The 26,038-nt window shown below is 43.3% G+C and carries 22 protein-coding genes and 2 tRNA genes; 16 read left to right on the forward strand and 8 right to left on the reverse strand.

Annotated elements, in window-relative coordinates; all coding sequences use genetic code 11:
- The first annotated feature begins 317 nt into the window (after window positions 1-317).
- The gene (locus DWW81_RS03820; RefSeq protein ID WP_117858184.1) at window positions 318-785 is read left to right on the forward strand and encodes a DUF3795 domain-containing protein; all 468 of its coding nucleotides are present in this window, start codon (window positions 318-320) and stop codon (window positions 783-785) included.
- A 29-nt stretch (window positions 786-814) separates the two neighbouring features.
- Here DWW81_RS03820 and DWW81_RS03825 read toward each other — a convergent pair whose 3' ends face one another.
- The 4 genes from DWW81_RS03825 to DWW81_RS03840 all read right to left on the reverse strand — a co-directional run bounded on the left by DWW81_RS03825 (window position 815) and on the right by DWW81_RS03840 (window position 1,975).
- Window positions 815-1,087 carry a DNA cytosine methyltransferase gene (locus tag DWW81_RS03825; protein WP_117858182.1) on the reverse strand — a complete coding sequence of 91 codons (273 nt, stop codon included), beginning with the start codon at window positions 1,085-1,087 and terminating at the stop codon, window positions 815-817.
- A 67-nt stretch (window positions 1,088-1,154) separates the two neighbouring features.
- Entirely contained in the window at window positions 1,155-1,421 is a 267-nt protein-coding gene (locus DWW81_RS03830) for a DUF4314 domain-containing protein (protein WP_117896759.1), read from the reverse strand.
- A 381-nt stretch (window positions 1,422-1,802) separates the two neighbouring features.
- Window positions 1,803-1,877: transfer RNA gene (locus DWW81_RS03835), tRNA-Glu, on the reverse strand.
- A gap of 21 nt (window positions 1,878-1,898) precedes the next feature.
- Window positions 1,899-1,975 (reverse strand) — tRNA-Met (locus tag DWW81_RS03840).
- 301 nt (window positions 1,976-2,276) lie between these two features.
- On the opposite strand from DWW81_RS03840, the gene ppk1 reads away from it, so the two are divergent.
- The 4 genes from ppk1 to proS all read left to right on the forward strand — a co-directional run bounded on the left by ppk1 (window position 2,277) and on the right by proS (window position 7,203).
- Complete coding sequence (ppk1, locus tag DWW81_RS03845) at window positions 2,277-4,337, forward strand: polyphosphate kinase 1 (RefSeq protein WP_117896760.1); 2,061 nt, start codon at window positions 2,277-2,279, stop codon at window positions 4,335-4,337.
- Complete coding sequence (locus tag DWW81_RS03850; RefSeq protein WP_117896761.1) at window positions 4,334-5,248, forward strand: CorA family divalent cation transporter; 915 nt, start codon at window positions 4,334-4,336, stop codon at window positions 5,246-5,248. Before ppk1 ends, DWW81_RS03850 begins: the two co-directional genes overlap by 4 nt.
- Before the next feature lie 148 nt (window positions 5,249-5,396).
- Window positions 5,397-5,735 (forward strand): hypothetical protein, encoded by a 339-nt coding sequence (locus tag DWW81_RS03855; RefSeq protein ID WP_242843658.1) that lies wholly within the window; start codon window positions 5,397-5,399, stop codon window positions 5,733-5,735.
- A 25-nt stretch (window positions 5,736-5,760) separates the two neighbouring features.
- Window positions 5,761-7,203 carry a proline--tRNA ligase gene (gene proS / locus DWW81_RS03860; protein WP_117896762.1) on the forward strand — a complete coding sequence of 481 codons (1,443 nt, stop codon included), beginning with the start codon at window positions 5,761-5,763 and terminating at the stop codon, window positions 7,201-7,203.
- 68 nt (window positions 7,204-7,271) lie between these two features.
- On the opposite strand, the gene DWW81_RS03865 is transcribed toward proS, so the two are convergent.
- Window positions 7,272-8,297, reverse strand: coding sequence for a type II CAAX endopeptidase family protein (locus DWW81_RS03865; protein WP_117896763.1), 1,026 nt, complete (start codon window positions 8,295-8,297; stop codon window positions 7,272-7,274).
- 252 nt (window positions 8,298-8,549) lie between these two features.
- Between DWW81_RS03865 and htpG the strand changes: the two genes are divergently transcribed.
- From htpG to DWW81_RS03915, 10 genes are all read left to right on the forward strand, one after another.
- On the forward strand, window positions 8,550-10,439 hold the full coding sequence (gene htpG / locus DWW81_RS03870; protein ID WP_117896764.1) for a molecular chaperone HtpG: 1,890 nt from the start codon (window positions 8,550-8,552) through the stop codon (window positions 10,437-10,439).
- Between the two features lie 334 nt (window positions 10,440-10,773).
- The gene (locus DWW81_RS03875) at window positions 10,774-11,610 is read left to right on the forward strand and encodes a PRD domain-containing protein (protein ID WP_117896765.1); all 837 of its coding nucleotides are present in this window, start codon (window positions 10,774-10,776) and stop codon (window positions 11,608-11,610) included.
- Between the two features lie 105 nt (window positions 11,611-11,715).
- On the forward strand, window positions 11,716-13,869 hold the full coding sequence (locus DWW81_RS03880; RefSeq protein WP_117896766.1) for a PTS transporter subunit IIABC: 2,154 nt from the start codon (window positions 11,716-11,718) through the stop codon (window positions 13,867-13,869).
- A gap of 19 nt (window positions 13,870-13,888) precedes the next feature.
- Window positions 13,889-14,146 carry an HPr family phosphocarrier protein gene (locus DWW81_RS03885; protein WP_022286557.1) on the forward strand — a complete coding sequence of 86 codons (258 nt, stop codon included), beginning with the start codon at window positions 13,889-13,891 and terminating at the stop codon, window positions 14,144-14,146.
- 133 nt (window positions 14,147-14,279) lie between these two features.
- The gene (gene ptsP / locus DWW81_RS03890) at window positions 14,280-15,914 is read left to right on the forward strand and encodes a phosphoenolpyruvate--protein phosphotransferase (protein WP_117896767.1); all 1,635 of its coding nucleotides are present in this window, start codon (window positions 14,280-14,282) and stop codon (window positions 15,912-15,914) included.
- A 220-nt stretch (window positions 15,915-16,134) separates the two neighbouring features.
- Window positions 16,135-16,695: a sigma-70 family RNA polymerase sigma factor gene (locus tag DWW81_RS03895; protein ID WP_117891208.1), complete on the forward strand. Its 561-nt coding sequence runs from the start codon at window positions 16,135-16,137 to the stop codon at window positions 16,693-16,695.
- Window positions 16,688-17,491, forward strand: coding sequence for a hypothetical protein (locus DWW81_RS03900; protein WP_117896768.1), 804 nt, complete (start codon window positions 16,688-16,690; stop codon window positions 17,489-17,491). Before DWW81_RS03895 ends, DWW81_RS03900 begins: the two co-directional genes overlap by 8 nt.
- Window positions 17,492-17,542: 51 nt before the next feature.
- Window positions 17,543-19,165: a von Willebrand factor type A domain-containing protein gene (locus DWW81_RS03905; RefSeq protein ID WP_117896769.1), complete on the forward strand. Its 1,623-nt coding sequence runs from the start codon at window positions 17,543-17,545 to the stop codon at window positions 19,163-19,165.
- A 154-nt stretch (window positions 19,166-19,319) separates the two neighbouring features.
- Window positions 19,320-19,775 (forward strand): LytTR family DNA-binding domain-containing protein, encoded by a 456-nt coding sequence (locus DWW81_RS03910; RefSeq protein WP_038670617.1) that lies wholly within the window; start codon window positions 19,320-19,322, stop codon window positions 19,773-19,775.
- A complete protein-coding gene (locus tag DWW81_RS03915; RefSeq protein ID WP_117896770.1) occupies window positions 19,772-20,476 on the forward strand; it encodes a hypothetical protein in 705 nt (234 codons plus the stop codon). The genes DWW81_RS03910 and DWW81_RS03915 overlap by 4 nt, the downstream gene beginning before the upstream one ends.
- A 65-nt stretch (window positions 20,477-20,541) precedes the next feature.
- On the opposite strand, the gene DWW81_RS03920 is transcribed toward DWW81_RS03915, so the two are convergent.
- The 3 genes from DWW81_RS03920 to DWW81_RS03930 form a co-directional block, all read right to left on the reverse strand.
- Entirely contained in the window at window positions 20,542-21,336 is a 795-nt protein-coding gene (locus DWW81_RS03920; RefSeq protein ID WP_022286550.1) for an ATP-binding cassette domain-containing protein, read from the reverse strand.
- A 10-nt stretch (window positions 21,337-21,346) separates the two neighbouring features.
- The gene (locus DWW81_RS03925) at window positions 21,347-22,318 is read right to left on the reverse strand and encodes an ABC transporter permease (protein ID WP_117896771.1); all 972 of its coding nucleotides are present in this window, start codon (window positions 22,316-22,318) and stop codon (window positions 21,347-21,349) included.
- An 86-nt stretch (window positions 22,319-22,404) separates the two neighbouring features.
- Entirely contained in the window at window positions 22,405-23,427 is a 1,023-nt protein-coding gene (locus DWW81_RS03930) for an ABC transporter substrate-binding protein (RefSeq protein ID WP_117896772.1), read from the reverse strand.
- A gap of 218 nt (window positions 23,428-23,645) precedes the next feature.
- Between DWW81_RS03930 and DWW81_RS03935 the strand changes: the two genes are divergently transcribed.
- Window positions 23,646-26,036 carry a CotH kinase family protein gene (locus DWW81_RS03935; protein WP_117896773.1) on the forward strand — a complete coding sequence of 797 codons (2,391 nt, stop codon included), beginning with the start codon at window positions 23,646-23,648 and terminating at the stop codon, window positions 26,034-26,036.
- Window positions 26,037-26,038: the final 2 nt, after the last annotated feature.

Below are 26,038 nucleotides of genomic sequence, written 5' to 3' on the forward strand. Positions count from 1 at the left end.
TTGTCGATCTCTGAAATATACTTTCCAATAGCCTCGATAACATTTGTAGTCACGGCATTTCCTGCTTGCTTGTACAGCTGTGCATCGGACATTCCTGTGGCTTTGACCCTTTCATTTTTCTTGCAAGTTTCAGGTTTCTGCTCACCATTTTGCAGAATTACAGGGGTTATAACTTATTGCTTTTGCCTGATTTGGAGATTAAGTAAAATTTATTGTCCTTTCTACTTGAATTTTATTTTTGGATATGATATAATAATTTAGAAAATTGGTTGGGATAAACTGCCTAACAAATCGAAATTTAGTGGAGGAGTACAAAAATGGAGAAAAGTGAAATTACTAAAAAGGTTGCACCATGTTCTCTAATGTGCCACACTTGTTCGGCATATAATGATGGCATAATTTGTGCGTCGGCTAAAACATTATTAAAATATTTGGAGGGCATAAAAGAATTTTATGAGGTACATATGCCCGATGCCGTAGAAAGCTATAACAACTTTGAGGGAGTACTTAGCATATATGCGGGTGCTTCTTGTTCAGGTTGCCGCAGCACAGAACATAATGGTTGTAGCATTGAAGGGTGTTTTTTACTTGAATGTACAAAGAACCATGGTGTTGATTTTTGTGGAGAGTGCAATGAGTTTCCATGTAAAAAAACGCAGGGATTGTTTGAAGAAATAGTATACCGGCAGTGGCTGGAAGGAAATCAACAAATTAGAGAATACGGTATAGAGGCATATTGGAAAAATAATTCCGAAAATCCGCATTATAAACCGTATAAAAAGTAATTAAAATTCCAGTTTATCGGAATCAAAAATCACAGCACCCATAACAGGTGCTGTGATTTTTTTTCGTAAAACTTGTGCTTGGTAATTTCTCCGCATATAAGGTCGAGATCGGGCAGCTCGTTTGGGTCGATTTTTCTTGCGTCATCATAAAACACCTCACCTTCTGTATCATACAAAATTTCATAGGCTTTCTTTGCATACTTATCGATCTCGCAGTAACCGACGCACTTGAATCCGCCTGCTTTTTCAAACCCTGAGCGAAATCCGCCGATACCTGCAAAGATATCGAAACATTTTATCAGTACGAATCATCTCCTTTCCGATTTTTCAAACAAAAAAAACGGTCAAGCTTTTTTCAAAACTTGACCGTCACATTGATATATTCATTTCTTCATCTTCTGTTTGCTCACTATCTTCACTTACGATATGAAAATCGACCACGCCTGGGATAACTCCGAGCGTTCTGCCGTTATCAAAGATACAATGCACAGTGCCGATATCATCCACGTGATCGACCTTGCCAAACGTTCCCGACTCAACAGGGAACGGGTCATCGTTCATTTGGTCAAGGCAGATACGAGTTCCTTCCGGATATCTCTGTCTCAGCCTTTCAACGTTTTCTTTATTGTAATACATTTCACATTCCTCCTGTCAAATTTATTTTCTCATCTGTTAATACAGCCTCTGCCACATTGGGATCACCATCTCTCTTAAAAAACAAAAAAGCCGATCCTATTGGTTTCTCTGTTTTAAGAGATACCAACAAAATCGGCAGATCCAATAAATTTGTATTGAAAACTTTGTGAAAGTTCTTTTATATACAAATCGGCAGGCTTAGAGCAAAATATACTCAAAGTCTGCCGTTTTGTTTGACGATGTTTAATTGTTGAGGGTTCAGATCCTTTTTTAACGAAAAAGCATCTATGGTTTTACACCTGAAAATTTCGCTCTCAAAACGCAAAAAAAGCTCGTAAATACGAGCTTTTCGAGGTGTGCATCTATTTTATTGCACAATTATGGTGACCCGTACGGGAATTGAACCCATGATTCCGCCGTGAAAGGGCGGCGTCTTAACCTCTTGACCAACGGGCCGATTTTTCGCTATGAGAAATGTGGTAGCGGTAACTGGATTTGAACCGGTGACACCCTGGGTATGAACCAAGTGCTCTAGCCAACTGAGCTATACCGCCATATGCGTTTCTCATAGCGACTTGATTATTATACACTATTTGTGCCCCGTTGTCAACCTTTTTTGCATAAAAAATATTGATATTTTTGATTTTTGCTTTTTTGTACAGTATTTTTGCCTGCAAATTTACGAAAATCTATCATTTTGCATAATTTGATTGTGCCGATGTGGTCAATACTGCATAAAAGAAGAATATTTTACATGAATTTTGCTTAAACCTCTTTAACAGTTCGCCGTTTTGTGATATAATAAATTAAATTTATATAGATGTTTTGATATCATAATAAAAGGAGTATGGCACAATGAAAAACGTGTTTATGAATAGAGAGCTGTCGTGGCTCAAATTTAATGAAAGAGTCCTTGAGGAGGCTGAGCGTGAGTGCGTGCCACTCTGTGAAAGACTTTCTTTTGCTTCTATCTATCAGAGCAATCTGGACGAGTTCTTTATGGTTCGTGTAGGCTCGCTCACTGACCAAATGGAGGTAGACCCTGACAGCAGGGAAAATAAAACAAATATGACCGCTAAGGAACAGCTCAAAGCCGTTATCGCTAGAGTGGGCGAGCTTAACGAGCGTAAAAATAAGATCTACGCTGACCTTATGAAGAAAATAGCCGAGCAGGGCGTTGCTCTTGTTGATTTTTCCAAGCTTACAGCGGAGGAAAATTCTCAGTTGGAACAGTATTTTATTAAACAGATAGCTCCGCTCCTGTCGCCTATGGTGGTGGGCAAAAGACAGCCTTTCCCTTTCCTTAAAAATAAGGATATCTATGCTGCAGTTGTCCTTGAAAGCAAAAATTCCAAGGAGAAGCTGGGTGTTATCTCCTGCGGAAGTGAGGTCTTTCCAAGACTTATAAAAGTCGGTTCAACAGGCAAGTATATGCTTTCTGAAGAGCTTATCCTCCACTATGTCCCGAAAATTTTCAAGGGATATACTGTGAAGTCAAAGTCACTTATAAGAGTTACAAGAAATGCTGATATCGACGCAGACGCACTTTACGACGAAGATCTTGATTACCGTGAGTTCATGGCTGACCTTATCAAGAAAAGAAAGCGTCTTGCACCTGTCAGACTGGAGCTTTCAAGGCAGCTTGATAACAATATCGTTGACCTGCTCTGCAAACAGCTTGAAGTGAATAAAAAATCTGTTTTCAGAAACAGCACTCCTCTTGATCTGTCATTTCTGTTCCAGATACAGGATATACTCAGACAGAAAACCGAGCTTTTCTATAAAAAGAGAGTTCCGCAGAGGTTTACTGCCTTTGACGATAACAAGCCGATCCTGCCGCAGATAAAAAAGAAAGACAGACTGCTTTCTTATCCTTTTGATAGCATAAAGCCTTTTATCAATATGCTTCGTGAGGCGGCTGACGATAAAAATGTTGTGTCTATAAAAATGACATTGTATCGTGTGGCAAAGCACAGTGAGGTGGTCGAAGCCCTTTGTGAAGCCGCAGAGAACGGCAAGGACGTTCTTGTATTGGTGGAGCTTAAGGCGAGATTTGATGAGGAAAATAATATCGAGTGGTCACGCCGACTTGAAAAGGCTGGCTGTACTGTTATCTATGGTCTGGAGGGCTATAAGGTACATTCAAAGCTTTGCCTTATCACAAAGCGTTCAGGCACAAAGACCGAGTATTATACTCAGATAGGCACTGGAAACTACAACGAGAAAACTTCAAGACTTTATACCGACCTGTCTGTTATGACCTGCGATAAGGACATCGCAAAGGACGCTATAGACGTGTTCAATGCTCTTGCTTCTGACGATACTGTAAAGAGCGTTGACAAGCTGTTGGTAGCACCGAATTGTCTGCAAAACAAGGTGCTTGATATGATAGACGAGCAGATAGCCATAGCACAATCAGGGGGAGAGGGCTATATAGGCGTGAAGATAAATTCTCTCACTGATAAGAAGATAATCGACAGATTTATCGAAGCTTCAAGAGCAGGCGTTAAGATAGACCTTGTGGTAAGAGGCATATGCTGTCTTATCCCAGGCGTTGAGGGCGAAACCGACAACATCAGGATAATAAGCATTGTAGGACGTTTTCTTGAACATTCCCGTGTCTATATGTTTGGCAAGGGCGAGGAAAGAAAGATATATATTGCTTCCGCAGACTTTATGACAAGAAACACCCTCAGACGTGTTGAGGTCGCTGCACCTATTCTTGACGAGGATATCAAGTCTCAGATAAGCATGATGTTCGACAAAATGCTTGCAGATAATTGTCAGGCAAGAGAGCTTGATTCTGACGGGGAATATACCCTTGTTTCAGACGGCAAAGAGCCACTCAATTCTCAGGAACTTTTCTATGACCTTGCCTATGAAAGAGCTTCAAAGGCGGAGGTCGAGGATAAATGACAATATTTGCCCTGAAGGGTTCACTTGAAGAAATAACACCGGCACAGCTAAGCGAACAAACTTGCTCGGCTGTGTTTATTACCGACTCTGCTCACGCAGAGGAAACCCTCAGAACGGCGAACATAACCTACGAGGGCGTGATATCCCTGCGTGACGTTGTGTTCTGTAAGATAGAATCACAGCCTTTCTGTCTGGCAGGCACGCTTTCTATCCCCAAGCTTCTTGACATAAAGGGAAGCCGACACAGGATACAGTTTTTTATCGACAACAAAAACATGGTGATAATAGACGATGAGGAGTTTTCGCTCAGGCTAGTCCAACGCATACAGAGAAGCAGGCATAATCAGGGAGAGAGCAGGGAGCATTTTATCTACAATTTTTTCAGCGAATTTATGCTCCGTGACACCGAGCTTCTTGCGGAACATGAGCAAAAGCTTATGGAGCTTGAGGAAAACGTAAACGATGGCAAGACGGACGATTTTCTTGAAACCATAACGCCTATCAGAAAAGAGCTTCTTATTTTGAGAAGCTACTATGATGAAATAATGGATCTGGGCAGAGAGCTTGAAGAGGACGAGAACGGCTTCTTTGAGAAAAAGCAGAAAAAATATTTCGGCACTATCTCAGACCGTGCCGACAGGCTCATGGGCAGAACTGTACATCTTCTTGAATATGCAACGCAGGTGCGAGATGCTTATCAGTCCCATGTCAATGCTCAGCAGAACAAGAATATGGAGTTTCTTACGGTCATATCCACTATATTTTTCCCTCTGACCCTTATCACGGGCTGGTATGGCATGAACTTTCAGAATATGCCCGAACTCAAAGAGGGGTATCCGGGTGTTATAGCTCTTAGTATAATAGTAGTGATAGTGTGTATAATCTTTTTCAAACGAAAGAAAATGCTTTAAGGCGGACTTTGTTCCGCCTTTTTTCGTGCTAAAGGTCAGAAATGGCGGTAAATTCATATTTCACCTCTTGAATTTGGATGATAATTGTGCTATAATAACTTTATGTTTGCGAAAAGAGGTGACTTGTCTGAATAAAGAATTACTGCTATTGCTGTTGAAGCTGGCAGCAGGCTGTGTCGTAATAATGACCTTTATCGTCATTGCCTGCCTTATCACTCCGAAAATAGCACGATTTATTGAAAAACGTCACCCTGAGCTTGCCGAAAAGGACGATCCCGAAAGGGTGGACGGTGAGAATACAGGGAATGATCCTGAGAACTATAAGGTACAGGGCATATTTGATAAGTCCCACATTGACGGCTGGGATCCCAACTATAAGATATATAACGAGGATATCTATGCTCTTAATTTTAAAAAGAAAAAGAAGAATGTCAGCAGTGAAGCTGTTAAAAAAGACGACGGCAACAAGAATAATGACAATGCCTGAATGATATAAGAAAGAGGTTTTATAAATGGCTAAGGATAAGAAAATGGTTGATGCGATAACCTCCATGGACGAGGATTTCGCAAAGTGGTATACTGATATATGTATGAAGGCTGAGCTTGTTTCATACACAAGCGTAAAAGGCTGTATGGTAATAAGACCTTACGGCTACGCAATATGGGAGAATATCCAACATATACTTGACACAAAGTTCAAGGAGCTTGGACATGAAAATGTTTGCATGCCTATGTTTATCCCTGAGAGCCTGCTTCAGAAGGAGAAAGACCACGTTGAGGGCTTTGCACCTGAGGTAGCTTGGGTAACATACGGCGGAAGTGAAAAGCTTGAAGACAGACTTTGCGTAAGACCAACGTCTGAAACGCTTTTCTGCGAGCATTATGCTAATATAGTCCATTCCTACAGAGATCTTCCTAAGCTTTACAATCAGTGGGTATCTGTTGTACGTTGGGAAAAAACAACAAGACCATTTCTTCGTTCAAGAGAGTTCCTGTGGCAGGAGGGTCATACTATCCACGAGACACCTGAGGAGGCTATCGAGGAGACAGAGAGAATGCTCAACGTATACGCTGATTTCTGCGAGCAGCAGCTTGCTATGCCGGTCGTAAAGGGCAGAAAGACAGAGAGCGACAAGTTCGCAGGTGCAGAAGCAACATACGCTATCGAGGCTCTTATGCACGACGGCAAGGCTTTGCAGGCAGGCACTTCGCATTACTTTGGCGATGGCTTTGCAAAGGCTTTCGATATCACTTATACCGGAAGAGATAATAAGCTTGCACACCCATTCCAGACATCATGGGGCGTTACGACAAGGCTTATCGGTGCAGTTATAATGACACACGGCGACGATAACGGACTTGTTCTGCCACCTGCTGTTGCACCTGTTCAGGTAGTTATCGTGCCTATAGCACAGCACAAAGAGGGCGTTCTTGACAAGGCTAACGAGCTTTACAACACACTTAAAAATGCAGGCATAAGAGTTAAGCTCGACGATTCAGAGCAGTCACCTGGCTGGAAGTTTGCACAGTATGAGATGAAGGGCGTTCCTGTAAGACTTGAAATTGGTCCAAAGGATATTGAGAACGATCAGTGTGTGCTTGTTACAAGACACAACAGAGAAAAGGTATTCTGCAAGCTTGGTGAGCTTGTTGAAACAGTAAATGAAAGACTTCAGGCTGTTCATGATGGTCTTTATGCGAAGGCACTTGAAAACAGAGAAAGACGTACCTATGTTTGCAAGACACTTGACGAGATAACAAAGGCTCTTGAGGAAAAGGGCGACGGCTTTGTTAAGGCAATGTGGTGCGGCGATGAAGCTTGCGAGGATAAGGTAAAGGAACTCACAGGAGTAGGTTCAAGATGTATCCCGTTCGAGCAGGAAGAGATAACAGATACCTGCGTATGCTGTGGAAAACCAGCAAAGCATATGGTACTTTGGGGCAAGGCATACTAATTAACTTTTGGATATAAAAATAACGGGCGGCTGTCAACTTAGTGTTGGCAGTCACCCGTTTTGTTTTATCAGCTGTTTGCTTGGACAAGACTCTTTATTATCGGCACGATAAGGCAGAGCATATATACTATAGTGGCAGGGTTTGTAAAGACGTATCTGCGACATTCTTTCGGTGTAAGCACGTTTTCGCTGTCATCAATGATAAGCTTTTTAAGGCTTGTGAAAAGAACCATAAAGCCTGCCAGACCTATGACTATCTCAGCAACGCTCATGAAGGTTTCATAGTGTTCAAGCCCTATCGCATCAGATATGGACGAGAAGTTTGCAAGCAGATTGTTTAGACAGTGTATTATAACTGTTGGCAGTATCGAGCCGCACTTTGCGGCGATAATAGCGTAAACAAGTCCTGTGCCGAATGCCGAAGCCGCCTGAGGGATATTTCCGTGCATAAGTCCGAATGCAAGTGCCGAGAAAAGCACCGCCGCACCCCTTCCGTATGGGCTTAGAGCCGTGAGGATCGCTCCACGGTAGATAAATTCCTCCACGATAGGGGCTATTATCACAACGTATGAGAACTGCACTATTACTGCAAGGGCAGAGGGCTGATGAATGGAAAAATCGCTTGTGGGAACTGTCACTCCGTTTTGACCAAGTATACCCGTGAGGATAGATGTGAGCTGTGACAGCAGAATGTTTATCACAAAGCAGGCTGAAAACCATTTTAACCCTTTTACTGCCGTGCCTTTTTTCGGCTTTATGAAGCTTGATTCTCGTTTTCGGAAAAGTATAGCAAAAACTATCCCAAAAACAAGCACGCTCATAAGAGTGATAAACAAATTTGCCGTCATGGAAAAAGTAGTTGAGCTTATAAAAGCGGTCTGCTTTTTCAGATAGCTGAGAACTGCCGAGTAGCTAAGAGTGATTTTTCCTGAGTGATAAGTGTATGCAACGTAAAAGAATAACACTGCGAATATCCTGTTTAGCAGGTTGTATAAAATGAGCAGAAGTGAAATTTTCACGCAATCTATAGTAAGAAGTTTCTTTTCCTGCTGTTTTTCAGGGGTCAGCAGAGAAACAGACTTTTTGGTAGTCAAATATTATTCCTCCCTTGTTCGGTCTTATCTATATATTATAACACACAACATGGTGCTTTTGCAAATGGTATTTTGTCAGGTATGTGATGAAATATTATGGATTTGTAAATAAATAAGAGAAATTTTGTGATAACTATTGCATTTTATCAACCTTGTTGTATAATATAATTAGCACTCAAATAGATAGAGTGCTAATTATATGGAACAGTATTCAAAGAAAGTAAAATATTATTAAGGAAAGGTCGAGATTTTATGCAGACAAAAGAATTTAAGGCAGAATCAAAAAGACTGCTCGATATGATGATCAATTCGATCTACACTCATAAGGAGATTTTTCTCAGAGAGATAATCTCAAATGCAAGCGACGCTATTGATAAGCTGTATTTCAAGTCCCTGACAGACACTTCTGTGGGAATGAAAAAGAGCGACTTCGCTATCAATATCGCTATCGACAAGGAAAACAGAACGCTTACAGTTTCTGATAACGGCATCGGTATGACCGAGGAGGATCTTGAAAACAACCTTGGTACTATCGCAAACTCAGGCTCGTTCGCTTTCAAGAAAGACAATGACCTTGGGGACGATGTTGATATCATCGGTCAGTTCGGTGTAGGCTTCTATTCTACTTTTATGGTAGCAAAGGAAGTTACCGTTGTAACAAAGGCTTTCGGCAGCGATCAGGCTTATAAGTGGACATCTGACGGCGTTGAGGGCTACACAATAGAAGAGTGTGACAAGCCTGACGGCGTCGGTACAACTATCACACTGAAACTCAAGGACGATACTGATGACGAGAAGTATTCAACATATCTTGATCAGTATCAGATACAGTCACTTGTAAAGAAATATTCTGACTACATCAGATTCCCTATCAGAATGGAAGTCGAGCATACTCATTATAATGAGGAGGGCAAAGAGCCTGAGGTACACAAGGCTATCGAAACTCTTAACAGCATGACCCCTATCTGGAAGAAGAACAAGAGCGAGCTAAAGGACGAGGATTACAACAACTTCTACATGGAGAAGTTCGGCGACTATGAGCCGCCTATTGCACATATCCATTCAAAGAACGAGGGCGTTGCAACATATGACGCACTGCTTTACATACCTGCCCGTGCGCCTTTTGACTATTACTCAAAGGACTATGAAAAGGGACTCCAGCTTTATTCAAGCGGTGTAATGATAATGGAAAAATGTGCAGACCTGCTTCCTGACTGGTTCAGCTTTGTAAAGGGCGTTGTTGACTCTGAGGATCTCTCGCTGAACATCTCCCGTGAGCTTTTACAGCAGGACAGACAGCTCAAGATAATCGCAAAGAACCTTGAAAAGTCCATAAAGAACGAGCTTGCAAAGCTTCTGAAAAACGATCGTGAGAAGTATGAGAAGTTCTACAGCGTATTCGGACTTCAGTTCAAGTTCGGTATCTATCAGTCATATGGTGCTGCAAACGAAACTCTGAAAGACCTTCTTATGTTCCCGTCCTCATTTGACGGCAAGAACGTTACACTCAAAGAGTATGTTTCAAGAATGAAGGAAGATCAGAAAGAGATCTACTATGCTTGCGGCGAAACAAAGGAAAGGATCGAAATGCTCCCTCAGCTTGAAAAGATCAAGGATAAGGGCTATGAAGTTCTTTACTTTACACAGGACGTTGACGAGTTCGCTATCAAGGTGATGATAAACTATGACGGCAAGCCTTTCAAGTCCATAAGCGACGCTGACCTCGACCTTGACACAGAGGAAGAAAAGGAAGAGGCTAAAAAGCTTGACGAAGAGAACAAGGATATGTTCACTTTCATGCAGGAAGCTATCGCTGACAAGGTAAAGACTGTCCGTCTTTCAAAGAAGCTTAAAACTCACCCTGTTTGTCTTTCATCAGACGGCAGCATAACTATCGAAATGGAGAAAGTCCTCAACGCTATGCCTCAGAATGACGGCAACAAGGTAAAGGCTGAAAAGGCTCTGGAGATAAATCCAAACCACCCTATCTTTGAGAAGCTGAAAGATCTCTATGCTAACGATAAGGACAAGCTGAAAGACTATGCAAAGCTTCTTTACGATCAGGCTTTGCTTATCGAGGGTATGTCTATCGACAACCCTGTTGAGTTTGCAAACCTTGTTTGCGAGCTTATGACAAAGTAATAAAGCTATACAGATACTCTCTTAACATACCGAAAGCCGTGGGAACAGCAGTGTTTCCACGGCTTTTTTGTGCTTTTCAGGCTGATGATTGTAGATTTTATACAAAACAAAATGAGTTTATTTGTTAAAAAAACAGATTTGGAAAACAAATTTTATGTACGCTGTTGACAAATAAATGTAGGTGTGTTAATATAATTATAGTGAAATTGATACATAACATCTTTTATTGGAGTGTTACCTTTCATTTATAGACTGGGCATGACCAACTTTGTACGGACATATTGTATGGGTTCGTATTAAGGTTGGTTTTTTTGATTTTATAGGGGGATCTTTAATGAAAATAATCAAGGTGATAAATAATAACACCGTAAGCGTCATTGACGATAAAGGAAAAGAGCAGATAATCTCAGGCAAGGGAATAGGCTTCGGAAAAAAATACGGCGACGAGCCTGACAAGGATAAAATACAGAAAATGTATTTTGTTACAGACTCAGAGCTTAGAAAAAGGCTTATCGAGTGCCTGACCGAGATACCATATGAGCATATAAAGCTTACGGCAGATCTTGTGGACTATATTTCTTCACATATCGACGGAAAGCTCAACGAGTCGCTAATAATAACACTTTCAGACCACATCTCATTTGCCATTGAAAGAAAAAAGCAGGGGCTTGAATTTGAAAACCCTCTTATGGACGCCATAAGCGACTGCTTCCCGAAGGAGCTTGCTCTTGGAAGATATTGCGTGGCGGAGATATATCAGCGTTTGGGAGTTGAGCTAAGTGGCGATGAAGCAGGCTTTATCGCAATGCACATCATAAACGCAAGGCTCGGCACAAAAATGGGACAGATACAGGATATCACCAAAATGGTGAACGGCTGTGCAGAGATCGCGGACGCTTGTTTGTCAGGAAAGATAAACAAAACTTCGGTGGCATATGAAAGATTTCTTGTGCATTTAAAATATCTTGCGAAAAGGCTCTTCAAATCTCAGGAGCTTCCTAATGTTCTCAGCAGGGACGAGGAGTTCGCTGATATCATAAAAAAGAAATTCAAAAAGCAGTATAAATGTGCAAAGCATATGCAGGATCATATTTTGAAGAATTATGCTAAAACTATATCGGAAGATGAAATGATAACTCTTTCGATTCATCTGAAGAAAATAAGCGGATAGGCATTATTGCCACAGCTTATATAATGTATTCGCTGCGGTATTATCATTAACGGTACCATAATGATAATTCGACTGAGATATAATTTTTTGGAGGATATTATTATTATGAAGGATAAAATTTTCGGCGTATTGCAGCGTGTGGGACGCTCTTTCATGCTCCCTATCGCACTGCTGCCGGTGGCGGGTCTGCTTCTTGGAATAGGCAGCTCTTTCACCAACGCCACAACTATCGAAACCTATCATCTTGGCAAATTCATCTATGAGGGCGGTGTGCTTTACACTATCCTCGACATAATGAGCAAAACGGGAAGCGCCGTTTTCGATAACCTTGCGCTTCTGTTTGCAATGGGCGTTGCTATCGGAATGGCAAAGAAGGAAAAAGAAGTCGCAGCCCTTTCGGGTGCTATCGCCTATATCGTAATGAACACCACTATCAGCGCGCTTATCACCGCAAAGGGCGGCGTTGAGGCAATGGCAGAAAACTCCACAACGTCAGTGCTTGGTATCACCACCCTGCAAATGGGCGTTTTCGGCGGTATCCTTGTAGGACTTGGCGTTGCGGCACTGCACAACAAGTTCTATAAAACAGAACTTCCGCAGGTGCTTTCATTCTTTGGCGGAACAAGATTTGTTCCTATCGTTTCAACTGTCACATACCTTATCGTTGGTATCATAATGTTCTATCTGTGGCCTATCGTACAGCTTGGTATCTCAAAGCTTGGCGTGCTCGTTCTCAACTCAGGCTATGCAGGCACATGGATATATGGAATACTTGAACGTGCTCTTATCCCATTCGGACTTCATCACGTTTTCTATATGCCTTTCTGGCAGACAGAGCTTGGCGGCTCGATGATGATAGACGGCAACATGGTAGCAGGCGCACAGAACATCTTCTTTGCAGAGCTTGCTTCAAAGTCAACAGAAGTTTTCTCAGTATCGGCAACAAGATTTATGGCAGGAAAATTCCCGTTCATGATATTTGGTCTTCCTGCTGCAGCATTTGCAATGTACAAAACTGCTCGTCCTGAAAAGAAAAAGGTAGTAGGAAGCTTGCTTCTGTCAGCCGCTCTTACTTCAATGATAACAGGTATCACAGAGCCTTTGGAGTTCACATTTCTGTTTGTTGCTCCTCTTATGTACGCTGTTCATTGCGTATTGGCAGGACTTTCCTATATGCTTATGCACATTCTTAACGTAGGCGTTGGAATGACATTCTCAGGTGGACTTATAGACATGACCCTCTTCGGAATTTTGCAGGGCAACGCAAAGACCCACTGGGTATGGATAGTTGTTGTGGGGCTTATCTATGCAGTTGTTTACTACTTTGTGTTCTACTTTATGATAACAAAGATGAATCTTAAAACACCTGGCAGAGAGTCTGATGACGTTGAACCTAAGCTTTATCGCAGAAGCGACGTGAACGAGGCTAAGGCGGCAAAGGTAAAGAGCACAGACAAGAGAGCTTCAGACGTTGTAAGTGCAATGATACTCAAAGGTCTTGGGGGTAAAGATAACCTTTCAGACGTTGACTGCTGTGCAACAAGACTTAGAGTTACAGTAAATGACGCCTCAAAGGTCATGGACGATATGCTCAAAGCCAGCGGTGCTTCGGGCATTATCCACAAGGGCAACGGCATTCAGGTCATTTACGGACCAAAGGTCTCAGTTATAAAATCAGATCTTGAGGATTTTATAGATTCGCCATACAGCGATGACCCTGACAGCATTATCGGCACTGAGGAAGCTTCTGATAAAATAGAAGAAAAACCGCAGACCGAGGGTGCAGAAAACACAGAAACTAACGGCAAGACAATAACGCTTTACTCTCACATGAACGGCACTGCCGTTAAGCTTGAGGACGTTGAGGACGAGGTGTTCTCACAAAAGATACTGGGCGAGGGCGCAGCCGTTGAGCCGTCAGAGGGCAAGCTTTACGCTCCATGCGATGGAAAGATAGACAGCGTTTTTGACACAAAGCATGCCGTAAATATGGTATCGGACGATGGAGTGGAGATACTTCTCCATATCGGTATCGACACTGTAAAGCTTGGCGGACAGTATTTTGAAACCCATGTCAGTGACGGTCAGGAGGTCAAGAAAGGCGACCTGCTCATAAGCTTTGATATGGATAAGATAAAAGCCGCAGGCTATAAGGTGACAACACCTATCATAATTGGCAACACGGACGATTATGCGTCTGTTGAACCTGTCGCACAAAACAGCGTTTCGGCAGGAGATATGATCTTGAAGATAAAATAATTATTTGGAGGTATTCATCATGAAAACATTTAGCTACACAATCACAGACGAAGTTGGTATCCACGCAAGACCGGCTGGACTTCTTGCAAAGAAAGCAAAGGAGTTCGAGAGCGTTTGCACTATCGAAAAGGGCGGAAAGAGCGTGAACATCACAAAGCTTATGGCTCTTATGGGCCTTGGCGTTAAGCAGGGCGATACTGTTACTGTTACCTGCGAGGGTGCAGACGAGGACAAGGCTTCTGAAGCACTCAAGGCATTTTTTGAGGAAACACTTTAATTATTATCTGTTAGCTGGGCGGTAAAAGCCGTCCAGCCGACGGGACGTTTCTGCGGAGTGTTCGCAGGTGCGTCCCGTCGGCTGGAAACAGCGTGAAAAATAATAAGATCTATGAGAAAAGGGGCGGATATTTATGACTAAGTATACAGGAAAAGGCGTTTACGGTGCAGTAGCAATGGGTAAGATCTCAGTATTCAAAAAGCAGGATACCGCTATAAAACGTATTCACACAGAAGACAGCGAGGGAGAAAAGAAGCGAGTTGCCCAAGCTAAGCAGGCAGCCACAGAACAGCTCCAGAGCATTTATGACAAGGCACTCAGGGAGGTGGGCGAAACAAACGCTCAGATTTTTGAGATACACATGATGATGCTTGAAGATGATGATTATAACGAGTCTATAGAGAATATCATCGACAGCCAGAAGGTCAACGCAGAATATGCAGTGGCAGTGACGGCAGACAACTTTGCGGAGATGTTTGCTTCTATGGACGATCCTTATATGCAGGCAAGAGCCGCAGATGTAAAGGATATTTCCAACAGGATCATCGCAAACCTCACGGGCAATGTCAGCGACGGCTCAGCAGGTGACGACAAGATGATAGTTTGTGCCGATGATCTTGCACCTAGCGAAACTATATCTCTTGATAAAGACAAGGTGCTTGCCTTCGTTACTGCACATGGCTCATCAAATTCACATACAGCTATCCTTGCAAGAAATATGAACATACCTGCGGTAATAGGCGTAGGAAGCAAATTCCTGTCAGAAATAAAGGACGGCGACTTTGCTATCGTTGACGGTTTTACAGGGGAGATATTCGTTGACCCTGATGAAAAGACCACCGCTGAGCTTACCGCAAAGCAGAAAGCAGACGAGGAGAAAAAGCGTCTTTTGCAGACCCTCAAAGGCAAGGAGAATGTCACAAAGGACGGTAAAAAGATAAACATTTATGCAAATATCGGAAGTGTTGACAACATCGGTGCAGTGCTTCTTAATGACGCAGGAGGAATAGGTCTTTTCAGAAGCGAGTTTCTTTATCTTGAAAACTCAGATTTCCCTACAGAGGAACAGCAGTTTCAGGCTTATAAGCGTGTTCTTGAGAGCATGGCAGGGAAAAAGGTCATCATAAGAACGCTGGATATCGGTGCTGACAAGCAGGTGGATTATTTCGGTCTGAAAAAAGAGGAAAACCCAGCTTTGGGATACAGAGCAATAAGAATTTGTCTTACAAGGCCTGAGATATTCAAAACTCAGCTCAGAGCGCTTTTCAGAGCTTCCGTATACGGCAATCTGGGCATAATGTTCCCTATGATAACAAGCGTTTCAGAGGTGGAAAAAGCCCTTGCTATGTGTGGTGAAGTCAAGGCTGAGCTTAAAGAGCAGGGCATAACAATTTCCGACAGCGTTGAGCTTGGCATCATGATAGAGACCCCTGCGGCGGCTATCATAAGCGACAAGCTTGCAAAGCTTGTGGACTTTTTCAGCGTTGGCACTAATGACCTCACTCAGTATACCCTTGCTTGCGACAGACAGAACCCTGATATAGAGCAGTTCTGCGACACTCACCATGAGGCTATACTCAGACTTATTGAAATGTCTGCAGAGAATGCCCACAAGAACGGCGCATGGATAGGTATATGCGGTGAGCTTGCGGCTGACACTACTCTCACAGAAACCTTCCTGAGAATGGGCATTGACGAGCTTTCAGTTTCTCCGACCTATGTTCTTAAGGTAAGGGACGCTGTAAGGAATATTGACCTCTCCAAATAATTTCTCATAGATCTTCACACGAAGAACACATCCTCGTTCATATGGACGGGGGTGTGTTCTTTTATTTGACAGAAGCACTTTAATGTGCTAAAATATCTTATCGGCACAATTGTGTTTGTACATAAGTTTGTTATCAATGCACAAAAAATAAAAGTAAAATTTGTATACTATTTTGCCATAAAATCTCCCGTGCAGAATCGTATATAAGTTATCGAGGGGTGTGAAAGACTTGACCGACACTGAGTTCGATTTCAGGGTGGAGCTGATCCTGAAAAATGACAAAAACGGGCTTAGGGAGATCTATCAATGCTACGGCAAGGTGATATATAACATCATGCTTGACATTGTGAAAAGTCCTCAGGACGCTGAGGACCTCACATCAGATTTTTTCCTAAAGCTATGGGACACCGCAGGTCAGTACCGAAAGGGAACGGGGCATAAGCGATATCTGACTGTAATGGCGAAAAATCTCGCTCTTGACTTTATCAGAAAAAGGCGGCACGAAACGCCGACCCTTGATGATGAAGAAGCAGGGCATAAAGAACAGCAGGACAGTATGCGGGTAGACGACGATGTGATCGGAAAGCTCACCTTCGAGGAGGCTTTGAAGCTGCTTTCAGAGGGCGAAAGGGATATCCTGAACATGAGGCTTGGAATGGATATGACATTTCGTGAGATAAGTCGGGCAGTGGGGAAGCCGCTGGGTACTGTCACATGGAAATACCGTCAGGCTGTTTTCAAACTAAAAAAGACCATAAAGGAGGACAGTATCTATGGCTAAGAACATAAAATTTCTTTACAAAAAGCATATTTCTGATACTGCCCCTGACATGGAAAAGCTCTGGGACAGGATAGAGGGACAGCTTGAAAACAAAACGGACAAAGATCAGACACAGATAAAAGTAAGCCGCAGAAATTACAGAAAATTTGCAGCGGCAGCAGCCTCACTCGTGCTTATTATCGGCGGCGTAAGCCTTTACGCCGATATCCGCTCAGAGTCGGACAGTGTTTCAAAGCATAGCGTAGAAACGGCTGACAAGGCTAGGCTTGAAAACAGAGAAGAAAAGACATACGAACAGCTCAGTTTCAGCCACACAGACACAAAGGCTTATGAGGACAGCTACATTCCAAAGGGCGATGATTATTTCACAGAGGACAGCGTTCTGGAAGATACAGACTTCTTTGCAGATGTGACAGTGCTTTCAGCAAGGCTCGACAGCGACAGCGCACATTACACGCTGAGAATAAACAGCCTTGTATCAAAGACAAGAGAAGAAAGCAAAACAAATATCACCATTGAAAGCTCTACCCCTTATATCATGCAGGAAAACAGAGAATATTTCATACCACTGAGGAAAGAAAACGGCACTTATTCTATGGCCTTTGAAAATGCACCTCAGATAGAAATTTCTCTTGACGGGGATATCGTTTTTCAAAACGGCTGGAAAAGTCTTGACGATGATTCGGGTATTCTTAAAGACTCGCAGAAAAGCAAGAACGATTATTTCTATGACCGAATGAGATATTCCTCGAAAAACGATCTGCAAGACCTGCTTGCTAAGTGGAGGACTATGTAGCTAACAACGCAAGGGCATATCGCCCACGCTATTTTACGGGAGATGACAGCTATGAAAAAGACAACTTCAAACAGCATAAAAAGAAACTTGACCATGACTCTGTCGCTTATGATGACGGCGACAATGCTTGCTTCATGCGGAAGCGGTTATGACGGCTCGGAGAGCAGAAAGAGCGGCAGCTATAACAATGAAAGAACAACTGCGGAAAACTACAGATACAGCAATGTTACAGCCGGAGATACTGACGGCACGGCGAATATAGGAGGGGGTTACAATACCGAGGAATATAACCATCTGACGGAAAACGGCTATAAGCTCGTTTCAGACGAACCGCTTTCCACCTTTTCCACAGACGTTGACACGGCTTCCTACACAAACGTGAGAAGAATGATAAATGATGGCTGGGAGGTCGACCCTGACGCTGTGAGAACAGAGGAGTTCATAAACTATTTCAAGTATGACTATGAAAAGCCTACGGAGGGCGCGGTGTCTATAAATACCGAGCTTTCCGATTGTCCTTGGAACAATGAAGCAAAGCTTATGCTTGTGGGGCTTCAGGCAAGGGAAGCAAAGGTCAAGGACGTTCCTACAAACCTTGTTTTCCTCATAGACGTGAGCGGCTCAATGGAGGACGAGGATAAGCTTCCTCTTGTTCAGCAGGCTTTCTCAATGCTTGCTGAAAACCTTGGGGCTGATGACAGAGTTTCTATCGTCACTTATGCAGGCAGCGACAGCGTTGTTCTTGAGGGCGAAAGTGGCGACAACAGCGAGGAGATAGTTTCAGCACTTAACAGCCTGTCAGCAGGCGGCTCGACAGCAGGTGCGGCAGGAATTACCACAGCTTACAAGCTTGCAGAGGAGTATTTCATAGAGGGCGGCAACAACAGAGTTATCCTTGCAACTGACGGCGATCTGAACGTTGGTCTGTCAAGTGAAGAAGAGCTTACCGACCTTATATCACAAAAGCGTGACTCAGGGGTATATCTCTCAGTGCTTGGCTTCGGCTCAGGAAACTATAAGGATAACAGGCTTGAAGCTCTTGCTGATAACGGCAACGGAAACTATGCTTATATTGACAGCGTTGACGAAGCAAAAAGAGTGCTTGTAACAGAAATGAGCGGAACGCTTTTCACTGTCGCAAAGGACGCAAAGGTGCAGATAGAGTTTAATCCCGAAAATGTTTCAGCATACAGGCTGGTGGGCTATGAAAACAGACTTCTAAATGATGAGGACTTTGAGGACGATACAAAGGACGCAGGCGATATCGGCTCGGGTCAGCAGGTCACGGTTTTGTATGAGATAGTGCCAAATAACGGCAATGAAAAGTCGCTGAAATATCAGGATAACGAGAGCAAGGCTGAAACCAACGAGCTCAGCGGAGAAATGCTCACAGTTTCAGTGAGGTATAAAGACCCGGAGGCGAGCGAAAGCAAGCTTATAGACAAGTCTGTTATGTGTTCTGACTATACAGAGGCTGTGTCACAGAATTTTGCAAAGGCTTGCTCTGCTGCAGAGTTTGCAATGGTGCTTAGAAAAAGCGACTATGCAAGCGGTCTTACCGCTCAGGGCGTTGTGGATTATATGGAACAAAACAATGTTGACAACAGCGAGCTTTTTGAACTCATATACAAATATATGCAAAATGGCACAGGCAGCGAGGCAAGCTACTGGTAAAAAACTAAATCGAGGGGTGCTGCATGGTCAGCACCCCTTTGGACCATAAAATTTACCTCTTGCATAGAAATCTGCACCTGTCAGCCAAAAGGGGTTTACATGAAAAGAAAAATAGATTATAATAAGGCTGTCAGATAAAACAGGGGGTGAAAGCGTGAAGGTCAGGATAGAGATAGACGAGAATATGTCTGAAGACGAGATAGTCATAAGGTGCGCCCAGCCCGATGAACGTGTGCTTAAAATGAAAAGGGCGGCGGAGTCGGCAGAGGGCGATCCTGAGATAGCTTTTTTCAAAGACGCAGTTCAGTTCTATCCTCCCCTTGATTCCATACTGTTTTTTGAAACAGGGGAACATAATCTTAACGCTCATACCTCTGACGACGTTTTTCAGGTGAAAATGAAGCTTTTCGAGCTTGAAGAGATACTTCCGAGAAAATTCGTGAGAGTGTCAAAATCAGCAATCGTGAATGTAAAGCACATCTATTCCGTTGAGCGAAACATAACCTCTGCAAGCCTTATAAGCTTTGCAGGCACTCACAAACAGCTTTACGCCTCACGAAGCTATTACAAGCTTTTGAAGCTCAGACTTGGAGAAAGGAGATTTCTATGAAAAACAAAAATCTTATATGGGGCTTGTTCTTTATCCTTGCAGGCGTTGCGCTTATCCTTGACCGCACAGGTCTGCTTGGAAGTGTAAGCGTGTGGAGCGTTGTGATCTCACTGCTCCTCGTTCCTGTTATCGTAACGAGCGTCAGACACCTTAACTTCTGGGGAATATTCTTCCCTATGGCTATCATGGCGATACTCTTTGACGAAACTCTCGGTATCGAGAAGTTCACACCATGGCCTGTTTTGGGTGCGGCACTGCTTCTCAGCGTGGGATTTTCATTTATTTTCCCTTACCGCTACAGGTTTACCCAAAGCAAGTGGACCACCCACACTACCGATAATCCTGCATGGGATAAGTCCTCAGACAACGGGGAATATGTGCGTATCGACGCAAAATTTTCAGGCTGCACAAAGTATATAACCTCAAAGGTGCTGAAAAGAGTTGACATAAGCTGCCGTTACAGCGGTATGGAGGTGTATTTTGATTCTGCCGATATGGCAGGAAACGAAGTCGAGCTGAATGTTGATGTGCTTTGCGGCGGAGTGGAGCTTTATATCCCGAAGAACTGGGGCATAAATGTGGAAGCCGACTGCGTTCTTGGCGGAATAGACCAGCCTAACGGAGCTTATGATGAAAAAGAAAAGATCCTTATCATAAAGGGCAGAGCAAAGATCGCAGGAATAGATATAACATATGTTTAGTCTTATGTGAAAGAACAAAAGTAAAAGCTGCGGAGTTTTCGCTCCGCAGCTTTTTGTATGTCTGATTATTCTTGAAGTATCATCTTGTCTGAAAGTTCGTCCTCAGCGGTGTCGGAATAAAGCTTCATAAGCTTTTCCACCGTCATGTTTGCTCTCTGCTCGCCCTCGATAGTAAGAAGCAGCTTGCCTTGGCTCATTACGATAGTCTTGTTGCCGTATTCAATGGCATTTGAAATATTGTGTGTTATCATAAGAGTAGTCAGCGCGTTTTCTTTTACTATCTTTTCGGTTATCCTCATGACCTTTTCTGCGGTCTTAGGGTCAAGTGCCGCAGTGTGTTCGTCAAGAAGCAGAAGCTTTGGTGTAACGATAGTCGCCATAAGCAATGTGAGCGCCTGTCGCTGTCCGCCGGAAAGCAAGCCCACAGGCATTTTCATTCTGTCCTCAAGACCTAGGTCAAGTTCTTTGAGCCTTTCTCTGAATACTGAAACGTCCTTTTTCCTGATACCGATAGTCAGCGAACGACGCTTTCCACGACTGTAGGCAAGGCCGAGATTTTCCTCTATGGTCATGTTTGGCGCAGTTCCTCTCAGCGGGTCTTGGAAAAGCCTGCCTATAGTTCTTGCACGTTGATGCTCTTTTAGGTGAGTGATGTTCTTTCCGTCAAGGAATATCTTGCCGGTGTCAGCCTCGTAGCTGCCACTGATAACGTTCATAAGTGTGGATTTTCCTGCACCGTTTGAACCTATTACAGTAACGAAATCTCCGTCAGCCACATCAAGGTCTATGTGCTGGAGCGCCTTACGCTCGTTGGCAGTGTTCTTGTTGAAGGTTATGTTTATATTTTCAAGCTTAAGCATTTTAAACCTCCTATTTGTCACTGCATACACGCTTGTATGCCTTTGTGATATACTTCTTGATAGCAGGCAGAGAGATAGCAAGGGCAACTATGCAGGCTGAGAAAAGTTTTGTGTAGTTGCTGTCCATACCGAGATTCATTGCAAAAGCAAGAACGAATCTGTATGCTATCGCACCGAATATCGCCGCAAGTATTCCGCAGAGGATAGAGTGCTTGCTGAAGAATATCTCACCGATAATGATAGAAGCAAGACCTACCACAAGCATACCTGTACCGCTGTTTGAGTCGCCTGCCGAGGAATACTGAGCGTACATTGCGCCTGAAAGGGATACCAAAGCGTTTGCGATGGCAAAGCCCATTATCTTCATTCTGTCTGAGTTTATTGAAGAAGCCCTTACCATATATTCGTTGTCGCCTGTGGCTCTAAGCGACATTCCTGCCTGAGTTTTAAGAAACCAGAAAAGTAGTGCCGCCGCAATAATAAGCACGATACCTGCCGCCGCAAGCTTGTAATAGTCGCCGAAATATTTCTGAGCCATTGTAAATATAGTATCTTTCTTATAGAGTGAAATATTAGGTCTGTCCATGATTTTCAGGTTTATGGAGTAAAGAGCCGTCATTGTGATTATTCCCGCAAGTATAGGCTGAACGTTGAGTTTTGTGATAAGTATTCCCGTCACGCTTCCTGCGATAGCTCCTGCAACTATTGACAGCAGTATGCCCTTGATAGGGTCGCCGTTGAAAGCCTGCATAACTGATACTGCAACGCCAAGGGTGAAAGTTCCGTCTACCGACAGGTCAGGGATATCAAGTATCCTGAATGAGATGAATATTCCAAGTGCAAGGATAGCAAAAACAAGACCCTTTTCAAATGTTCCCGTAACAACGCTTTCCGTGAGCTGAGTGTTTATTATCACAAGAAGTAAGATCAAAAGCACAGCTTTCGGTATAAGCGAGATAACTGTTTTCTTATTCAGTTTCATATAATTTTCCTTTCAATAAAAAATAGCAGGGAGCGAAAGTCCCGCTCCCTACTATTATACTATGTTTGCTTTGATTTTGCAATAGTTTAATCAAAGTAAACTGTCTTTTCTCCGTTTGCAATATCGTCAGGAATAGTGATACCGATCGTGTCAGCAGTTGTCTTGTTGATATAAGTGCTGAGGTCTTCGTTGAATACCTTTATTGGTATCTCGGAAGCCTTCTTTTCACCGCTGAGAATCTGAGCTGCCATGTTTGCAGTTTCCTTACCAAGGTCGGAATACTCGATACCAACAGTGCCAAGACCACCGTCCATTACCATTGAGTCAGCGCCAACGAACATTGGAACCTTAGCCTTGTTCATAACTTCTGTAACTGTACCCATAGCGCCTGCGATAGTGTTGTCGTTAGGTGAGAATACAGCGTCGCACTTTGCGGCAAGGTTCTGAGCAGCTTCCTGAACCTCAGATGTGTTTGAAGCAGCGCCTTCGATAACAGTGATGCCCTTTTCCTCACAGTAAGCCTTTACTTCTTTAAGGGTAGAAACTGAGTTGTCCTCGCCTGTGTTGTAAAGATAACCGAGAGTTTTTATTTCAGGCTTCATTTCAAGCGCAAAGTCAAGTATCTTTGTGATAGCGAGCTTGTCAGATGTGCCTGTGATGTTTGCCCCTGTGCTTTCAAGCGAGTCGCAAAGACCTGCACCGATAGGGTCTGTTACTGCGGAGAATACTACTGGTATCTCCTCAGAGTATGGAGCTGCGAGCTGTGCGCATGGTGTTGTGATAGCGATGATGATATCGTCACCGTCAGCCTTGAACTGGTCGAGTATCTGCTGAACAGTTGTTGACTCATTGTTAGCCTGCTGAGCGTCGATAGTGCAGTTTTTGCCGTCAACATAGCCAAGCTCTGCAAGTCTGTCGATAACAGCGTCTCTGATAGTGTTGAGAGATGTATGCTCCATTATCTGCACAATGCCTATCTTATAGTGTTTTTCTGATGAGCCGCCTGCCTTTGAATCGTTTGAGGAGTCCTCCTTAACGCCGCATGACGCAAGAGCAGCCACAGCCATTACCGCTGCAGCGGCAAGTGCCAGAACTTTTCTTAACTTCATATATGTACCATTCCTTTCGTATTTACGGGGATTTTACCCTACTACTCTATTAAAGCACAGCCGTAAAAGTTTGTCAAGTAAAAGTTAAAAGGATTGTAGAAATAGTAAAAGCCACAGAGAAAATCCCCATGGATTTTGTATGTTTTGCAGTTGGTTGACAGAAATGTGAAAAAAGGCTATAATGATATTTGTAATATTGCAGAGCGGGAGGTTTCGTATTGGGACTGAAAAGGGTTTCCGTGATAGGGCTTTGTCTTGCGGCGGTGGCAGCGGTTGTAATGCTTGCTGCGGTGATAATAAGACCGCCGAAAATATATATAAGCGAGATATGCCCTTCAAACAGTGAAACATCTGAGAAAACAGCTATGCAGGACAAAAACGGAGAACCAAGCGATTGGATAGAGATATATAATCCCACGAATAAAGATATGTCTCTTACGGGATTTTCGCTTTCAAAAAATGGCGGTGGAGATCAGCCTTTGGGCGGATATGTCATTAAAGCCCATGACTATATAATAGTATACTGCTCGTCAGCAGGCTTTGAAAATGCTGATTTTCCTCACGCTGATTTCAGCATAGGCAAGGTCAGCGAAGCGGAGATAATATTGAAATATGACTCGCTTCAGTGTGAGAGCATAAAATTGCCTAAGCTTAACAAGGGCGTGAGCTATTCTAAAAATGCCAAGGGTGAAATGTACGTTTCAGAGCCTACACCTCTTGCGGCGAATGCAGAGAAAACTATCGGCGATACACCTGCGTTTTCTCAGGCGGCAGGCAGCTATGAAAAGGCTTTTGACCTTGAGATAACCGCAGGAGAGAGTCAGACGGTGTATTATACCACCGACGGCACCGACCCTGCCACGTCGGACACAAGAAAGGTCTATGAAAATGCCCTGAGAATTGACGACAGGTCAGATGATGAAAATGTCCTTTCGGCTTATGACCCTATGAAGATACAACTTGATTATCGTGACATCATAAAACTGCCTGACAAAAGCGCAGTTGATAAAGGCACTGTCATTAGAGCCTGCGCAGAGGGTACAAGCGGAAAGTGCGGAAAAACTGTTACTGCCACTTATTTTGTGGACGTTTCAAGTGCAGATCATAACGATCTGCCTATAGTATCCATTACCACCGATCCTGACGGGCTTTTCAACGAAAAAACGGGCATTTACTGTCTTGGGGACGTATACAAAGAATATGACGAAGAAAACCCCGACCACCCTTGGAACGGCTCTATCCCTGCAAACTATAATCAGCGTGGCAGAGAGTGGGAAAAAGAATGTTATGTTGAGTATTTCGACAGCGAGGGCAACAGCCTTATTTCTCAGGATTGCGGCATAAGGATACAAGGCGGCTGGTCCAGGGCGGATTATCAAAAGTCGTTCAGGCTTTATGCTCGAAACGATTACGGCAAAAGCTCTTTTGATACAGCTTTCTGGGATAGCTTTACAGATGTAAACGGCGAGGCTATCACTTCATGCAAGACCTTTGTGCTTAGAAACGGCGGAAATGACGCCAATTATTCAAAGTTCAAGGACATGATGATACAAAATATGGTGTCAGGCAGAGGTGTTGAAACTCAGCAGGGGACAGCCTGCGTGCTGTTTATAGACGGTGAATACTGGGGACTTTATACCTTGCAGTCGGATTACAGCGACAGATATTTTGCGGATAGATACAATGTTGCAAAAAGCAACGTTGTCATGTATAAAAATGATGAGCTGAGCGAGGGTGAGGCTGAGGACGAAAAGCTTTTCAATGATATGTATAAGTTTATCACAGAAAACGATATGTCCATTGAGGAGAATTATCGCAAAGCCTGCGCAATGATAGATATGGATACCCTTGTGGAGTATGCCGCCACAGAAATGTATATCTTCAATGACGATTGGCCGCAGAACAACTATGCTTGCTGGCGCACAAGAACCATAGAGCAGGGCAATAGCTATGCAGATGGCAGATGGCGCTTTGTGCTTTTCGATACGGAATCGTCATGCTCGCATTATAACGAGAAGGATCTGGAAACAAATATGTTCTCGTATCTTAGAAGCCAAAGCTATACAAAGTTTGGCGGAATACTTTGCAGCCTTATAGATAACGAAGAATTCGATTTGAAGCTCACCTCGGCAATGTGTCAGCTTGGAAGCGTGAACTTTACTGCGGAGCGGTTCGGGGAGTATCTCGAATATTATAAGAATATCTATTACGGCGAGCTTGATAATTATTTCGACCGTTTTCCAACATGGGCAAACCTTGCGAAAGCTACAGACCCTATGATAATACGTTGGCAGAATTTTATTGAGGGAAGATATGATAAAGTGCTTGGCTATCTTGAAAGAGAGTTTGACTATTATGAGCGCAGAACAGTGAAGATATCAGCGGATAACGAGCAGGGAAGCGTTCTGATAGGGGGCGTTGAAATAGAAAGTGATTATAGCGGCACATATTTTGACGGCTGTGAGATAAAATTGAACGCACAAGCAAAATCAGGCTGGCATTTTGACCATTGGGAGGGCGTAAAGGGCGATAATAGTCAATCGGAGATAAAAGCTAAGGTGAATGGTGATATGAATATCAAAGCCGTTTTTGAAAAAGATATTGTTTAGCA

Origin of the sequence: Ruminococcus sp. AF17-1AC, assembly GCF_003461385.1 — a bacterium.
Lineage (GTDB): Bacteria > Bacillota > Clostridia > Oscillospirales > Ruminococcaceae > Hominimerdicola > Hominimerdicola aceti.

Coding starts and splice junctions, on each gene's coding strand:
- DWW81_RS03905 (WP_117896769.1), top strand. CDS start 17,543: ATGAAAAAGACAACTTCAAACAGCATAAAAAGAAACTTGACCATGACT.
- DWW81_RS03930 (WP_117896772.1), bottom strand. CDS start 23,427: ATGAAGTTAAGAAAAGTTCTGGCACTTGCCGCTGCAGCGGTAATGGCT.
- DWW81_RS03820 (WP_117858184.1), top strand. CDS start 318: ATGGAGAAAAGTGAAATTACTAAAAAGGTTGCACCATGTTCTCTAATG.
- proS (WP_117896762.1), top strand. CDS start 5,761: ATGGCTAAGGATAAGAAAATGGTTGATGCGATAACCTCCATGGACGAG.
- DWW81_RS03915 (WP_117896770.1), top strand. CDS start 19,772: ATGAAAAACAAAAATCTTATATGGGGCTTGTTCTTTATCCTTGCAGGC.
- DWW81_RS03900 (WP_117896768.1), top strand. CDS start 16,688: ATGGCTAAGAACATAAAATTTCTTTACAAAAAGCATATTTCTGATACT.
- DWW81_RS03830 (WP_117896759.1), bottom strand. CDS start 1,421: ATGTATTACAATAAAGAAAACGTTGAAAGGCTGAGACAGAGATATCCG.
- DWW81_RS03850 (WP_117896761.1), top strand. CDS start 4,334: ATGACAATATTTGCCCTGAAGGGTTCACTTGAAGAAATAACACCGGCA.
- ppk1 (WP_117896760.1), top strand. CDS start 2,277: ATGAAAAACGTGTTTATGAATAGAGAGCTGTCGTGGCTCAAATTTAAT.
- DWW81_RS03875 (WP_117896765.1), top strand. CDS start 10,774: ATGAAAATAATCAAGGTGATAAATAATAACACCGTAAGCGTCATTGAC.
- DWW81_RS03920 (WP_022286550.1), bottom strand. CDS start 21,336: ATGCTTAAGCTTGAAAATATAAACATAACCTTCAACAAGAACACTGCC.
- ptsP (WP_117896767.1), top strand. CDS start 14,280: ATGACTAAGTATACAGGAAAAGGCGTTTACGGTGCAGTAGCAATGGGT.
- DWW81_RS03885 (WP_022286557.1), top strand. CDS start 13,889: ATGAAAACATTTAGCTACACAATCACAGACGAAGTTGGTATCCACGCA.
- DWW81_RS03880 (WP_117896766.1), top strand. CDS start 11,716: ATGAAGGATAAAATTTTCGGCGTATTGCAGCGTGTGGGACGCTCTTTC.
- htpG (WP_117896764.1), top strand. CDS start 8,550: ATGCAGACAAAAGAATTTAAGGCAGAATCAAAAAGACTGCTCGATATG.
- DWW81_RS03925 (WP_117896771.1), bottom strand. CDS start 22,318: ATGAAACTGAATAAGAAAACAGTTATCTCGCTTATACCGAAAGCTGTG.